10 protein-coding genes are annotated in these 15,517 nt (G+C 38.8%); 7 read left to right on the top strand and 3 right to left on the bottom strand.

The features are described 5' to 3' along the window. Positions 1–2: 2 nt before the first annotated feature. The 3 genes from ettA to MT391_RS09885 form a co-directional block, all read right to left on the bottom strand. A complete protein-coding gene (gene ettA / locus MT391_RS09895) occupies positions 3–1,682 on the bottom strand; it encodes an energy-dependent translational throttle protein EttA (RefSeq protein WP_166372689.1) in 1,680 nt (559 codons plus the stop codon). Positions 1,683–2,150: 468 nt separating this feature from the next. Beyond that, entirely contained in the window at positions 2,151–2,837 is a 687-nt protein-coding gene (locus tag MT391_RS09890; RefSeq protein ID WP_499497799.1) for a hypothetical protein, read from the bottom strand. Between the two features lie 581 nt (positions 2,838–3,418). Then, complete coding sequence (locus MT391_RS09885) at positions 3,419–4,369, bottom strand: bile acid:sodium symporter family protein (RefSeq protein ID WP_028870056.1); 951 nt, start codon at positions 4,367–4,369, stop codon at positions 3,419–3,421. Positions 4,370–4,730: 361 nt separating this feature from the next. Here MT391_RS09885 and fdhD point away from each other — a divergent pair, with 361 nt between their 5' ends. The 7 genes from fdhD to MT391_RS09850 all read left to right on the top strand — a co-directional run bounded on the left by fdhD (position 4,731) and on the right by MT391_RS09850 (position 15,458). Continuing rightward, the gene (fdhD, locus tag MT391_RS09880) at positions 4,731–5,576 is read left to right on the top strand and encodes a formate dehydrogenase accessory sulfurtransferase FdhD (RefSeq protein ID WP_299660721.1); all 846 of its coding nucleotides are present in this window, start codon (positions 4,731–4,733) and stop codon (positions 5,574–5,576) included. 28 nt (positions 5,577–5,604) lie between these two features. Then, the gene (locus MT391_RS09875) at positions 5,605–7,908 is read left to right on the top strand and encodes an FdhF/YdeP family oxidoreductase (RefSeq protein WP_499497797.1); all 2,304 of its coding nucleotides are present in this window, start codon (positions 5,605–5,607) and stop codon (positions 7,906–7,908) included. Positions 7,909–8,311: 403 nt separating this feature from the next. After that, entirely contained in the window at positions 8,312–9,577 is a 1,266-nt protein-coding gene (gene glyA, locus MT391_RS09870; protein WP_499497795.1) for a serine hydroxymethyltransferase, read from the top strand. 715 nt (positions 9,578–10,292) lie between these two features. After that, positions 10,293–11,864, top strand: coding sequence for an efflux RND transporter periplasmic adaptor subunit (locus tag MT391_RS09865; RefSeq protein WP_499497793.1), 1,572 nt, complete (start codon positions 10,293–10,295; stop codon positions 11,862–11,864). A 33-nt stretch (positions 11,865–11,897) separates the two neighbouring features. Continuing rightward, entirely contained in the window at positions 11,898–12,077 is a 180-nt protein-coding gene (locus MT391_RS09860) for a hypothetical protein (protein WP_499497792.1), read from the top strand. Positions 12,078–12,080: 3 nt separating this feature from the next. Continuing rightward, positions 12,081–14,237, top strand: a complete 2,157-nt coding sequence (locus tag MT391_RS09855) for a hypothetical protein (protein ID WP_499497791.1) — start codon at positions 12,081–12,083, stop codon at positions 14,235–14,237. Positions 14,238–14,495: 258 nt separating this feature from the next. Next, positions 14,496–15,458 carry an efflux RND transporter periplasmic adaptor subunit gene (locus tag MT391_RS09850; RefSeq protein WP_499497789.1) on the top strand — a complete coding sequence of 321 codons (963 nt, stop codon included), beginning with the start codon at positions 14,496–14,498 and terminating at the stop codon, positions 15,456–15,458. Positions 15,459–15,517: the final 59 nt, after the last annotated feature.

Raw genomic sequence — 15,517 nt, 5'->3', positions numbered from 1 at the left:
TTTTAACTAATACGTTTGTATTTAATACGATGAGGTTCAACCGCTGCTGCACCAAAGGTTTTCTTCAACCACGCTTCATAATCACTGTAGTTACCCTCGTAGAAGTTAACTTGACCTTCATCGCGGTAATCAATAATGTGCGTTGCAATACGGTCTAAGAACCAACGGTCATGTGAAATAACCATAGCACAACCAGCAAAGCCTAATAGGGCATCTTCTAGTGCACGTAAGGTTTCGATATCTAAGTCATTGGTTGGCTCATCCAGTAGTAACAAGTTACCGCCAGATTTAAGTAGTTTAGCTAAATGCAAACGGCCACGCTCACCACCGGATAAATCGCCTACTATTTTAGATTGGTCAGAACCTTTAAAGTTAAAACGTCCTAAATAAGCACGGCTAGGAATTTCAATATTACCAACTTGAATAATATCGCTACCGCCAGACACTTCTTCAAATACTGTCAACTTGTCATCCATATGATCACGGAACTGATCAACACTGGCCATTTGAACCGATTCACCAATGATGATTTCACCTGAATCTGGTTTTTCTGTGCCGTCCAACATTTTAAACAGCGTTGATTTACCCGCACCATTGGCACCGATAATACCGACGATAGCACCTTTAGGAATACTAAAGCTTAAATCGTCAATCAATACACGCCCATCAAAGGATTTAGTCAAGTTATTGACATCAATTACTTGATCACCCAAACGTTGTCCAGTTGGAATAAATAATTCGTTGGTTTCATTACGTTTTTGGAAATCTTGATTATTAAGCTCTTCAAAACGTGATAAACGTGCTTTGCTTTTAGATTGACGACCCTTAGCATTTGAACGAACCCATTCCAGCTCTTGTTCAATTTGGCGTTGACGTGCCTTCTCTTGTCCGGCTTCTTGTTTTAAACGCTCATCTTTCTGTTCAAGCCAAGATGAGTAGTTACCTTCCCATGGAATACCGTAACCACGGTCTAATTCCAAGATCCAGCCTGCTACATTATCAAGGAAATAACGGTCATGGGTAATCGCCACAACAGTTCCTTCATAGTCATGTAGGAAACGCTCTAACCATGCAACAGATTCAGCATCCAAGTGGTTAGTTGGTTCGTCTAGTAACAACATGTCAGGTTTTTCAAGTAATAAACGACATAATGCAACACGGCGACGTTCACCACCAGATAGGACTTTGACAGGTTGATCCCAAGCCGGTAGACGTAGTGCATCGGCAGCACGCTCTAATTGGTTATCTAAGTTATGACCATCGTGGGCTTGAATAATATCTTCAAGTTGACCTTGGCGTTTTGCTAAGGCATCAAAGTCTGCATCTTCTTCTGCGTATGCAGCATAAACCGCATCTAACTCTGTTAACGCAGATTTAACTTCAAAAACTGCTTCTTCGACGACTTCACGGACATTCTTTTCAAGATCTAATACAGGCTCTTGCGGTAAGTAACCAATTTTAGTACCGGTTAATGCGCGTGCTTCACCATCAAATTCTTGGTCGATACCGGCCATGATACGTAACAGGGTCGATTTACCTGAACCATTCAGACCTAAAACACCGATTTTAGCGCCAGGGAAAAAGCTTAATGAGATATCTTTTAAAATAGTGCGCTTAGGTGGCACTATTTTAGAAACGCGAGACATAGAATAAATGAACTTATCAGGCAATGGTTGAGCCATGGGGGATCCTTTATAATGAATAAAATAATTGAGAGCTATTGTAGAGTATCTACTAATCAACAAGCAACAGATGGTAATGTCTTAGGTCATCAAAAATAACCAAAGCATACTAATGAGTAAAAAAATGAGCGCTTAATAGTTAACTGCTTACCTTGTTTAGCCATCTAAGCTTTGTACTAAGTTGAGTAGTAGGATATTTAGCAGTGTGACAAATAAGAACCCTAATAAGCATGATGTTAACCCTATTTGATAAGTGAAATATAATCGTATTATTTATAGGGGGCTATTGGATAGAGTATTAGATAGATTGTTAACCGAGCTGGTTCAGTCTACATTTACAGGGTCTTACAGTGATAGATGAATAAAGTGGTAGATGAAATTCCCTTATCTATTTAGATTAGATAATAAATACGACAGAGTCCTGTCCTAAAGGGGGTCATAGGAAATTTTAAGTGCAAAAAATATGGCCTATTTTTCTATTTTTGCTTTAAGTTGAAGTACATCCAAAATTAGATTGCTTTTAAACAAGTCATAATAGAGATATTCCCAGATAGTGAATTCATCAGTTCTTATGTATTCATTTAAATCATTTGACGTCATATCAATTTGGCTAATATATTGCTCTATTTCTTCTCGTTGCTTATCCCAATCAAGTTCTACTTTATGTTTGTTTTTCTCCCAATTACGTTCATCAACGGTTGCTTGCACTGCATCTTTAAGCTCTTTTTTATTATAGAAAAACTTGGTTAGCTCGGTAATATCAAAGGACTCAAATGCTTCAGATAATGGTCCATGTTGCTTATCATTTGGGGTTCGACTTACTGTTGTCGCCAAATCGACTATTTCCTGATGGTCTAATGTTGGCCATCGGTCGACAATAATAGTTTGAATAAATGTCCAATAATTTCTACAAATGGCAACTTGCCATCCGAGTTCATTCATTGCTTCTATTAAAGCCCAACGTTCTGTTGCTGAAAAAATACTGCCTGATATCGAGGCTATCTGTGTTTCTAGCATTTTAAACTTGCTGTATGCATCGTTATTGGTGGTTTTAGCTGTTTTTTTGTTATTTTTTAAAATTAATATAGCAGTTTGGTGAGGGGTTAAAATACGTCGTCCCATTGTTGGTGGGGTGTAATAGCTTCTAAAGGTCATCATTTTTCCTTAATGTTGAATACATTCAAAGACTAATTCCTTAGATTAGGTATTGTTTAGGTATAAAAAGAAGGTTTTCAATGAATGTAAATTACTTGTGTAGTGTTTTGTGTGTAGTTGTGTAGAACTATAAATAGAGGATTTTGTTGAACAATCAAACTACCGGTTTTAAATACCAATATCAAGGCTCAAACGTACAATTTAACTTACAACTTTCTATTAGTTCGATTATGCATTCGATGATCTATTAATAAGGGAAGCTAAGGTAAAGCATCGCTGTTATAAAAATGTCTAATAATAGTGACTTATTAGTAACGTCGGCATGTCACTTGTTAATGAGGATAACGCTCGAACAGTTATAACCCTGTTGCAACATAGTTATTTCACTACTTAAAAGAACTAGTTGGTTTATCAATTTGCTACATAATTGAGTCATTGTTGAGCATTAAAAAATGATTCCGTAATTTAACTAATATACGGAATCATATTTTTTCTATTTTGCTTTAACACCTAACCTAACATCTAAACAAACTATTGATTACGGCAGCATTGTGAATGCTAACAAGCAAATATTGAGTTTATTAAGACTCTGTTACCGGTGCAGTCGTTATTTTTTCTTCTGTTTCTAGGCCTTTCTGAGCCCAATATCCAGATAGAATAGACCCTGAAATATTGTGCCATAGCGAGAACACTGTGCCAGGGATTGCGGCAGCAGGCGAGAAGAACTTCATTGCTAAAACAGCTGCAAGACCTGAGTTTTGTAAACCCACTTCAAAGGCAATGGTACGGCTGGTTTTTTCATCAAACCCTAATAATTTGGTAATGAAATAGCCAGAAAACAGGCCAATGCTGTTATGGATAATCACTGCCAGCATCACAATCGGACCGACATCTGTTAATTTACCCGCGTTTAGTGCAACCACGATAGCAATAATTATCACGATTGATAGCATTGAAATAAGCGGTAATAGAGAAGAGATAGCTTGTACTTGTTTATTTAAAAATGAATTTATCAAGATACCAATAGCAATCGGCAACACCACTATTTTAAGTAAACTAATAAAGATGGGTAACATTGGGAAGTCAACGCTTTGACCCACTAATAAACCACTGATGACGGGAGTTAATACCACGCCAACTAATGTTGATAACGCAGTCATAGTGATTGATAATGCAACATCACCCTTTGCTAGGTAACACATTACGTTTGATGATGTACCACCTGCAACACTACCCACTAAAATCATACCAACGGTTAATTCTGTGTCTAATTGCAAAAAATAACACACTAAAAAAGCCGTAATTGGCATAATGGTAAATTGTAATAACATGCCAACACCGATTGCTGATTTCTTATTAATGACATTTTTAAAATCTTGCAGCGTTAATGTCAGGCCCATACTCAACATGATCAGCATCAGTAATGGAACAATATAGCTTTTTATCCCAACGAATAGTTGTGGAGAAAGAAAAGCGACGCCAGCAAAAAGAATGGCCCAAACGGGAAATAGCTTGATTAGTTTATTCAACATTTAAATCCTTTTATAATTATTTAATTTTTATTAATGAGATAGGGAAGATGAATTTATCATAAAATTAAAAAACGTATATATTTAGTTGTGCATCAACAGAATTTAAAATGTATTTAGTGGCTAAATTAAATGTTAAAAAGTAAATTTGGTTGGTGCTTTTTCAATGCCATAAATATTTTTAATAAAATAAATTTTATTGCTGAAATCCTTATAAAAAATATGTTATAAAGACCTCCTCTGAATCGTTATTCACTTTTAAACTTGTAAAATATTTTACTTTTTAATGAGTTAGACATCCGTCTCAACGTTTTCAATTATCAGCATATCAATTAATAAAAACAGCAATCGCTAAGGTGAAGCAATGAGCACAAAACCATACCAAACTGTTAATCGGCAACGTTATCGATTAGCAGAGGATGGTTCCTTTGAGATGCGTTTGAGTCAAGATTTGGTGATCAGTGAAGAGCCTCTCAACATCGTATTGCATTGGACATGCCAGGAAACGGGTGAACTGCTTGAAAAAACCTTGATGGTCACCATGAGAACCCCCGGAGATGATGCTTCGTTAGTGACTGGATTATTACTATCGCATGCAGTTATCGAACATGCAGATCAAATACAATCAATTATTAGTTCTGAACTTAATCAATGTGACATTACCTTAGCTACATCGGTTGTGTTAGATTGGGAATCCTTAACGCGTCATTTTATTAGCCATTCAGGCTGTGGTATTTGTGGCACCAGTAATGTGAAGAAACTAGCGCATACTTTTAATGTCACTATCGATGAAACGCCACAGTGGTTGCCAGTCTCTGCTTTACTTACATTCTCAACGCAATTACGGCAACAACAGTCTTTATTTTCTTTAACGGGTGGCGTTCATAGTGCTGGCATATTCTCTTTGCAAGCTTGCTTGTCAGCGAAAGAGGATGTGGGTAGACATAATGCAGTTGATAAAGTGGTTGGCGATTTATTGACACAGGGTAAGCTGGATAATCAATCTATCTTAATGCTCAGTGGACGTATCAGTTTCGAACTTATGCAAAAAGCGGTTGCCGCAAAGATACCAGTGGTCGTTGCGATAGGCGCGCCATCAAGTTTAGCGATAGCAGTAGCAAAACAATTTAACATCACTTTAATAGGCTTTGTTAGTGAGCATACTTTTAATGTCTACCACGGTGACTTTCGTTTACAAAAACAACATTAATAACCATTACAAATGATAGGTAGGCATTATGAGTGTTAAAAAATATACAGCAGCAGCTGGTGGTTGGGGTTCACTTGCAAGTACAGCCAAACATTTATTACACAGTGAGAACGTAGCAAAAAACGTTTTGAATTTACTCAAAACCAATCAAGATCATGGTTTCGATTGTCCCGGGTGCGCTTGGGGTGAAGAAGGTAAAAAAGAACGTTTTCGCTTTTGTGAAAATGGCGCAAAAGCCGTTAACTGGGAAGCGACTTCTCGCCGTTTAACACCTGAATTCTTTGCGAATAATAGTGTGTCTGCCTTACGTAAACAAAGTGATTACTATTTAGAAGATCAAGGGCGTCTTTCAGACCCTATGCTGTACCAATCAGAAACAGATTGTTATGTACCCATTAGCTGGGATGATGCTTTTTCATTGATTGCACAGCACCTAAATGGCTTAGAAAATCCTAATCAAGCAGAGTTTTATACCTCTGGCAGAGCAAGTAACGAAGCTGCTTTTTTATACCAGTTGATGATAAGAAAGTTTGGTACTAATAACTTTCCTGACTGCTCAAATATGTGCCACGAAGCCAGTGGTTATGCATTAAAACAAGGTATTGGTGTAGGTAAAGGTACAGTAACACTAGAAGACTTTGACCATGCCGATGCCATTTTTGTGTTTGGTCAAAACCCAGGGACCAACCATCCTCGTATGCTACATACCTTGAGCCATGCTGCACAACGTGGCGCAAGTATTGTGACCTTTAATACATTAAGAGAGCGTGGTTTAGAACGCTTTGCTAATCCTCAATCACCAGCGCATATGGTGCTTGGTGGTGAAACGAAGCTGACCAGTCAATATTATACCCCTAATTTGGGCGGCGATATGGCTGCCGTGCGCGGCATAGTTAAAGTCTTGTTAAAACGTCATAACCAAGCACTTGAAAATGGTGACCATGTATTCAATGTTAAATTTATTGAACAGCATACCAGTGGTTTAGATGCCTACTTAGAGCAAGTAGATGCAACGCCTTGGTCATTAATTACTGAACAATCCGGTTTATCTAAAAAGCAGATAAAATCAGCGGCAGATATTTACCAACAAGCAAAACGTGTTATTTTTACTTGGGCAATGGGTATTACTCAACATAAGCACTCAGTGCCTACGATCAACGAAATGACCAACCTACAATTGTTGTTTGGCAATATTGGTAAAAAAGGGGCAGGTTTATGTCCTGTTCGTGGTCACTCTAATGTGCAAGGTGACCGCACCATGGGCATCGATGAAAAACCTAATGCCACATTGCTTAATAACATAGAAAAAACCTTTAACTTTACGCCTCCCGCGGAGCATGGGCACAATGCCGTACAAGCCGTGGAAGCGATGTTACGTGGCGACAGCAAAGTGTTTATCGGGTTAGGTGGCAACTTTGTGGCGGCAATGCCGGATTCTGAAATCACACGCCAAGCAATGAGTCGCTGTGATTTAACCGTTAATATTGCGACTAAACTTAATCGAACTCATTTATACCCCGGCAAATCTGCGTTGATTCTACCTTGTTTAGGCCGAACAGATATCGATTTACAGGCGGGTGAATCTCAAAAAATCACAGTGGAAGATTCATTTTCCATGGTACACAGTTCGCAAGGGGTAATAAAAAGTGACACCAGACAAATGCGTTCTGAGCCTGCGATTATTGCGGGCATAGCGCAAGCCACATTGGGTAGCTCTCCAATCAATTGGTTAGATACGGTTCAAAACTATGATCTTATTCGTGATTATATTAGTCAAACTATTCCCGGCTTTAGCGACATGAACCAACGTTTGCAAGCACCAGGTGGGTTCTATTTAGGTAATGCTGCTGGGCGAAGAGAATGGAATACGAGCGATCAAAAAGCACAATTTCATAGTGCACCTTTACCCGATGCAATTATTTCAGCCTCGCAACGAGCGTTAACTAAAAACCGTATTTTTGTTTTACAAACACTGCGTTCTCACGACCAATACAACACAACTATTTATGGTTTCACAGATAGATACCGTGGTTTAAGTGGTGATCGTAATATTATTCTTCTTAACGAAAATGACATAACCGCATTAGGATTAAAAACCGGTGATAAAGTCGATATTGAAGCGCTATGGGGAGATGAAGTCGTGAGAGAAGTGACTAATTTCACTTTGCTTGCCTATGATATTCCTACGGGTAACGCTGCCGCTTATTATCCGGAAGCAAATCCTTTAGTGGCATTGGCTAACTATGGTGATTTTACCTTCACGCCTAACTCAAAATCGATCGCGATAGTGATCACAGCAGCTAAAAATCCGTTACCTGAGCGTATTGTATAAACTGTTTTTCCCTGTATTGAGAGGGTGATAAAACAACAAAAGGTTATTAGCAATACGTTAATAACCTTTTTAGTACTAACTTATCTATTAGTCCTAGTACTTAGCATTCATCTATTAGCCCTAGCATTTGACGCTTAAACATAACCTTGACGCTTTCATTCGTGTAATGCTTACTTTACCCTTTGTCCTAATTAAGAGAGAGTATTGTGCGCAATTGTTTATTTCTAGATCCGCATAATAAGTGTAATTATTATCTTTATTCAACATAAATTAATTAGCATTACTTTTATTCAAGTTCATGTTCGCTATATTTCACACTATTTGCTCTATGCAATAGCGCAAAGATTGCGTAAAATGCGCATCATAAATTGACTTACACTATAATTCCTACCAGGAGATGCACATGTTTAACCGAGATATGAATATTGCTGATTACGATCCAGAACTATGGAAATCAATGACTGATGAAGTACAACGCCAAGAAGATCACATCGAGCTTATTGCGTCTGAAAACTACACTAGTCCACGTGTTATGGAAGCACAAGGTAGTCAATTAACAAATAAATACGCAGAAGGTTACCCTGGTAAGCGTTACTACGGTGGTTGTGAATATGTTGACGTTGCTGAATCTTTAGCAATTGAACGTGCTAAATCTTTATTTGGTGCAGACTACGCAAACGTACAACCACATGCTGGTTCTCAAGCAAACAGTGCTGTTTACGCTGCATTATGTGCTCCTGGTGATACGGTTTTAGGTATGAGCCTTGCTCACGGTGGTCACTTAACACACGGTGCATCAGTTAGCTTCTCTGGTAAAGTTTACAACGCTGTTCAATACGGTATCAACCCAGACACAGGTGTTTTAGATTACGCTGAAGTTGAGCGTCTAGCAATTGAGCACAAACCAACAATGATTGTTGCTGGTTTCTCTGCATACTCAGGTATTGTTGATTGGGCTAAATTCCGTGAAATTGCTGACAAAGTAGGTGCTTACCTGTTTGTTGATATGGCGCACGTTGCTGGCCTAGTGGCTGCGGGGCTTTACCCTAATCCTGTACCATTTGCTGACGTTGTAACAACAACTACGCATAAAACATTAGGCGGTCCACGTGGCGGTCTTATCCTTGCTAAAGCTAATCCAGCACTTGAGAAAAAATTAAACTCAGCTGTATTCCCTGGCGGTCAAGGTGGTCCATTAATGCACGTTATCGCTGCTAAAGCAGTAGCATTTAAAGAATGTGCTGAGCCTGCGTTTAAAGAATACCAACAAAATGTATTAGACAACGCTAAAGCAATGGTTAAAGTATTCCAAGAACGCGGTTACAAAATCGTTTCTAACGGCACTGAAAACCACCTTTTCCTAGTTGACTTGATTGCTCAAGACATCACAGGTAAAGAAGCTGATGCAGCGCTAGGTCTTGCTCACATCACAGTGAACATGAACTCAGTACCAAACGATCCACGTTCTCCATTTGTTACATCTGGCCTACGTATCGGTACTCCTGCATTCACTCGTCGTGGTGCAAACACTGCTGACGCTGCTGAATTAGCGGCTTGGATTTGTGACGTACTTGATGCGATTAAAGATGAAGAAAAACTAGCAGCAACAATCGAAGCTGTTAAAGTGAAAGTCGCTAAATTCTGTACCGCACACCCTGTTTACGCGTAAACTCGATGCTTATCTGAATCGCTTTATTGGTTAGACTGTAAAAATAACCGATAAACGACTTTTAAAATCCGTACTTGTTAAACAAGTGCGGATTTTTTTATTGTATTTTTAGTATCGTTTAGCTGAATGTTGAGGTTTAGTTGGACGTCGAAGGAACTTACTTATTCATTTCTATTGTTTACTGTTCAATAATAGGGCTGTTATTTATAAGACAAAAACACAACATAAAGTAACAGTTGCACTAAATTATATTTAATTTCATAAATAGTTATCAATTACATTTTGTAAATAAAAAATCTGCTTAACAAAACAAGTAATTTTTTTGTTATTTTTAAAAAAAAACTTGCTTGCTCCTATTATCGAATCTATATTTATCAAATATTTACATATAAAAATAACTCTTAATAGGGAGAGGTGTTTTTGAAGTGTTAAAATACAATTAATAAGTCTCTGTTTTTTTATTTTTTTGATGTTTTTATATAGGTGATTTAAATCTATTTAATCGATAAAAGGTTAGCTTTTTTCAAGGTTAACGGTTTTATTAATCATATTACAATAATAAATCATAGTGATTAAACTGCTTAAAATAGGTTGTTTTCTCTAAGGCTTTCAAATAATAAAGTTAATTCACCCGTTTAAGCTACTTAGATTTAAAATAAGTAAGTGGATAAGCAAAATTATATTTTAATAAATTAGAGAATGTAGAGAAAATAGATTGACTAAACTTGTAACGACAACCGTGTTTTCAAATGAGGCTTCACATTGGCTAGACTGGCAATGTAGCATGATCTCAAATGTTAAATGTGGAAGCATATTTCTAACCAAGACAGACCAAGAAGATCTGCAAAGTATCGCCCTTTGGCCTAATGCTGATTCTTTCTCTTCAACACTTACCAATATTGCAGTAAATACTATTAAGAGTGCTACAGGAGGAGTCAATAAAGCGCTTGATGATAGTTCACAACTTATTGATTATATTTCTAATCCACTAGTCCAGCAAGGGCAAGTTGTGGGTGTTGTTGTTCTCGCTGTTGCTGTTCGGTCAGAGCAGCAATGCCAAGCTGTATTGCAATTATTACAGTGGGGTAGTGTTTTCCTAGAAAAAATGTTGGAACGTAAAAGTGAACGACAGGATAGCGACGCAACACTTGCTTTAAATGCTGTTGCATTACTTGCCGTAAATGAACCTTTGCCGGTAAGCGGTTACCATTTTTGTAATTTTATTGCGGAACATTTTGACTGTACCAGAGTAGAGCTCGGCTTGGTTAAAGGCTTACAAGTGAAAGTACTAAGCGTATCACATCAACTTCATTTCGACCGTCGTATTGAGCGTATTAGACAAGTTGAATTTGCGATGGAGGAGTGTGTAGAACAGAATGAAAATATTATTATTCAAGCTAATTCAAAACAAACAACCTCAGTTATTCATAAACATACCCAGCAGCTACTCAATGATAAAAATGGCGCAGTTTGTTCGATTATTTTACGTGATGATGTAAGCCCGATAGGGGTATTAACACTCGTTTCTCAGAAGAGTAATCGCTTTAACGCCGAAGCGATTAAAAGACTTGTTACTATTGCTGATAGTATCGCGCCAGTGGTTCGTTTACATACTAATAATTCGTTACCGATTTGGAAAAAAGCGGCGAATAATATTAAACAGCAACTACATCGATTAATCGGTCCTGGGTACTTTCGTACTAAAGTGATCACGCTTACAAGTATCATCTTGATAGGGCTGTTAACACTGTTGCAAACGGATCATATTATTACTGCGCCAGCTTCGGTGGAAGGAAAAGTGCAACAGTCGATTGTTGCTCCTTTCAGCAGTTATATCGCAACTGCTAAGGTGAGAGCGGGTGATTTAGTTGAAAAAAATCAAGTGCTAGCAACTTTAGACGATAGAGATTTACAGCTTGAATATGATAAGTGGTCTAGCGAACGAGACAAACAAGCGAAAGAATACCATCAGGCTTTAGCACAACGAGACCGTGCTCAAATCAGCATATTGAAAGCTAGCATCGCACAAACTGATGCGCAATTGGAGAGTATTGAGGAGCGATTGCTGCATACTCAATTAAAGGCACCATTTAGTGGTTTATTAGTTAGTGGAGACTGGAGCCAATCGCTTGGCGCACCGATTGAGCGCGGACAATTACTTTTTGAGGTAATACCGGCTAAAAATTACCGTGTAACACTACAAGTAGATGAGCATGATGTTGCTAATCTGATGTTGGGACAAAATGCAAATTTACGTTTAACAGGTTTATCTGATCAATTAATTTAATTACGCATCTCACAGATCTTTCCCATCGCCTCAGTGACGCAGGGTAGCAATAATTTTCGAGTAGAGTCTGACATCATCGACTCCCCCGAAGGTTTGCGTCCTGGTATGCAGGGAACCGCAAAGATAGTCGTTGGTCGTGGGAGTTTATTAAGTGTTTGGACTGATTCGCTCGTTTCTCGATTACGCCTTTGGGCTTGGTCTTTGGGTTTCTAAGCGATGAATAAACAACAGCAAACTTCATCCCTTTGGCAACATGTAGCAGAATTACGCCCTTATCTGCGTAAGCACGTAGAAATTCTTGTGCAGGATTATCGAGGGGAACGTTGGTACCTTCTGCATGATCAATCAGGTGGTAAATTTACCCGATTTAATGCCACTGCCTATGAAGTGATTGGCAGATTAAATGGTGATTTCTCAATGCAGGAAATCATGTACTTGGTTAATAAAAACCGAGAAATTGATGAATTACTTGAAATTGAAGATATATTAAATATTTTGGCACAATTACAACGTGCCGAAGTATTACGTAACGGCCTTCCTGTTGGTAAGCAAGAGGTGCTAAACCGCTATTATCAAACCCGACATTCAAAGCGTTCAGTGATAAGTAACCCACTGGCGATTCGAATTCCATTGTTTGATCCTGATCGACTGTTGAACTACTTAGCCCCCTTAGCAAGGTTTGTTTTTTCAGTAAAAGGGCTTTGGATTTGGCTGATAACAATCGTTATTGCACTTGTTTTAGTGGTAGTCAATATGCAATCGATCGTAGCGGCAGTTGCAGATAAAAGTCTCAGCCCCTCGGAGTTAATCGCCTTTTGGTTGATCTACCCCGTGATTAAAATATTGCATGAGTTAGGCCATGGTATGGCGGTTAAAGCGGGTGGGGGCGAGTCCCATGATACCGGTATTACACTGCTATTATTTATGCCCGTACCCTATATTAATGCATCTGCATCTTGGGCATTTCGCGATAAACGCCGTCGTGCGATAGTTGCCGCTGCGGGCATATTGGTTGAATTGTTTTTAGCAGCATTAGGGTTATTTGTTTGGCTGCTTAGCGAACCCGGCCTTGTTCATGAAGTAGCCTTCAATACAATGCTTATTAGTGGTGTATCTTCACTGTTATTTAACGGTAATCCACTATTACGTTATGACGGTTATTATGTGCTTTCCGACCTCATTGAAATTCCAAACTTAGCCTCCCGTGCAAGCCAGTTTTATCTCTACTTAATGCAGAAATATGCACTTGGAATAAAGGGATTACGCTCACCTGTTACCGCGCATGGTGAGTCAGCTTGGTTCCTTTTTTATGGTTTAGCATCACCACTTTATCGCTTGATAGTGTTGATAGGTATTGCCCTGTACTTACCCAGTGAATTTTTTATTATCGGTGTTATTTTAGCGAGCTGGGCGATATTCAAGCAAATACTTAAACCGATATTACAAACATTGTATTTTCTGCTGACTAGCCCTCGTCTTGAGGCGCGTCGTCTACGTGCTATATCGACCATTGGGTTAATTATTATTGTATGTGCAGGTTTAGTACAGATACCCGTGTCACTCACCACTCAAGCGCAAGGGATTATCTGGTTCGATGATAATGGTAAGATCCTAAGCCCTTCTAATAGCTTTGTTGAATCGGTTGTGGTCAATTCAGGCACTGAGGTTCAAGCAGGAGAGCTACTTATAATACTAAAAGATCAATCATTGTTGACAGAACGTACTATATTAGAAGCTCGACTAAGAGAATTGAGCACAAAACAGATCTCTGAGAGAAATAACAGTCGGGTTCGTGGTGCGATGGTTGCAGATGACATTAAAGCAGTTACTGCAGAATTAAATAAAGTCAGCGAACAGGTAAGCTCATTAAAGATAATAAGCCCAGTTAAAGGTCGTTTTATCTTACATGATCCGCATCAGTTAAGAGGTAAATTTGTCAATCAGGGCGACATATTAGGCTACGTTATTCAAGATCAACAACCGATTGTACGTGCTGTAGTAAAACAGGAATATGCAGATTTATTACATTCAAAACCTGATTCCATTGAGGTCAAACTGCCCGGACAAATGACTGACTCTATTCAAGGGACATTAATACGCGAAGTCCCTGCTGGTGGTTCATCACTGCCTAGTATTGCGCTTGGTGCACTCGGAGGTGGTGAAATTAGTGTCGACATGCGAGACGAGACAGGCTTAACGGCCACAGAAAATGTTTTTCAGTTAGATATTGCACTACCTGAAGGGACAAAAGTGACAGGTATTGGTGAGCGAGCTTATATACGCTTTAACCATGGTTCAGAATCTTTGTGGGGGCAATGGATGAGGGGCCTACAGCGATTATTTTTAAGATATTTACTACCCTTAACGGCCTAAACACATTACATACAATGTTTTGGTGGATAGGTCGAACAAGTTCAAGTGCTGAACATGAACAATACCATGCTCAGGTTCTGCACAATAAACCTTAACAATTCTTTGAATTAAAAAGGTTATTTTATTTTTAATATACGTAAAGTTGAATTATAGATTTCAACTATTTGTTACTTTTTAGCTGTTTATATCAGATCTCAACATGGCCGATGAAGGCCAGTGAGCAACAGCGTAATATCATATAAAAATGTGAGAATATTTATGAGTCGCATGAGACTTCAACATGGCTTTTTACTATTAATTTTACAGATAACTTGGTTACCTGCCTTAGTGGTAGCGCAAGAAACAGATCCCTTCCTCAATGATCTAGAGCTTTTAGATTGTGTTATCGACCCCAGTGAGACAGCTGATCTAGGTAGCCATATTCCAGGTGTATTACAATCAGTCAACGTTGACCGCGGCGATTTTGTTAAAGCAGGAGACGTGATAGCAGTACTTGAATCAAAAGTCGATATGGCATCACTTGAACTCGCTCGTACACGTGTCTCATTGACAGCTGAAATTGAATTACGACGTGCCAATGCAGAGTTTGGCGAACGACAAAGCAAGCGTATTGAAGATCTGTATAAACGCTCAATGATATCGAGCAAAGAGATGGATCAAACGCAAACCGAAACTAAATTGACTCAACTACAACTCAATCAGGCACTTGATAATCAAAAGCTAGCTGAACTGGAATATGCACGCGCAAAGGAAGTCGTGGATCGCCATACTATTCGTAGCCCAATAACAGGGTTCATCATGGACCGCTTTAAAACACTAGGTGAATATGTTGACGATCAACCTATTGTTCGTATCGCACAACTCTCTCCTTTAAATGTTGAAGTTATCATTCCAGTAGAGCAAATGGGCAAAGTAGAAAAAGGAATGTTAGCAGACGTAAGGTCAGATGCGGTCGATCAAACATGGCAAGCAACCGTTAGCCGTATTGATCGCGTTGCCGATGTCGCCAGTGGCACTTACGGCGTTCGTCTTACATTAGATAACCCAGATTATGAAATCCCTGCGGGTCTGCGCTGTAAAGTTAGTTTTATATCGCAAGATAACGCAACGGAAACTCAAACTGCTAGCGTCACTCAATCTACTCATCACTCTACCGAACAAGTGTCGGTTTCTCATGATCTAGTCGCAGAAGAGGAGCACTCTTTTGTTGACCATCATTAAACACAGAGAAGAGTATATTGCGAATCTAATGCCTTTATTACTAACGGGTTTCAAAGGCT

The sequence above is a fragment of the Vibrio sp. 1-Bac 57 genome, assembly GCF_037546855.1.
Classification (GTDB): domain Bacteria; phylum Pseudomonadota; class Gammaproteobacteria; order Enterobacterales; family Psychromonadaceae; genus Psychromonas.
The sequence above is the reverse complement of the archived record's forward strand: the minus strand, read 5'-3'. Positions and strand labels throughout refer to the sequence as shown.

Coding starts and splice junctions, on each gene's coding strand:
- MT391_RS09885 (WP_028870056.1), bottom strand. CDS start 4,369: ATGTTGAATAAACTAATCAAGCTATTTCCCGTTTGGGCCATTCTTTTT.
- MT391_RS09875 (WP_499497797.1), top strand. CDS start 5,605: ATGAGTGTTAAAAAATATACAGCAGCAGCTGGTGGTTGGGGTTCACTT.
- fdhD (WP_299660721.1), top strand. CDS start 4,731: ATGAGCACAAAACCATACCAAACTGTTAATCGGCAACGTTATCGATTA.
- MT391_RS09890 (WP_499497799.1), bottom strand. CDS start 2,837: ATGACCTTTAGAAGCTATTACACCCCACCAACAATGGGACGACGTATT.
- MT391_RS09850 (WP_499497789.1), top strand. CDS start 14,496: ATGAGTCGCATGAGACTTCAACATGGCTTTTTACTATTAATTTTACAG.
- MT391_RS09855 (WP_499497791.1), top strand. CDS start 12,081: ATGAATAAACAACAGCAAACTTCATCCCTTTGGCAACATGTAGCAGAA.
- ettA (WP_166372689.1), bottom strand. CDS start 1,682: ATGGCTCAACCATTGCCTGATAAGTTCATTTATTCTATGTCTCGCGTT.
- glyA (WP_499497795.1), top strand. CDS start 8,312: ATGTTTAACCGAGATATGAATATTGCTGATTACGATCCAGAACTATGG.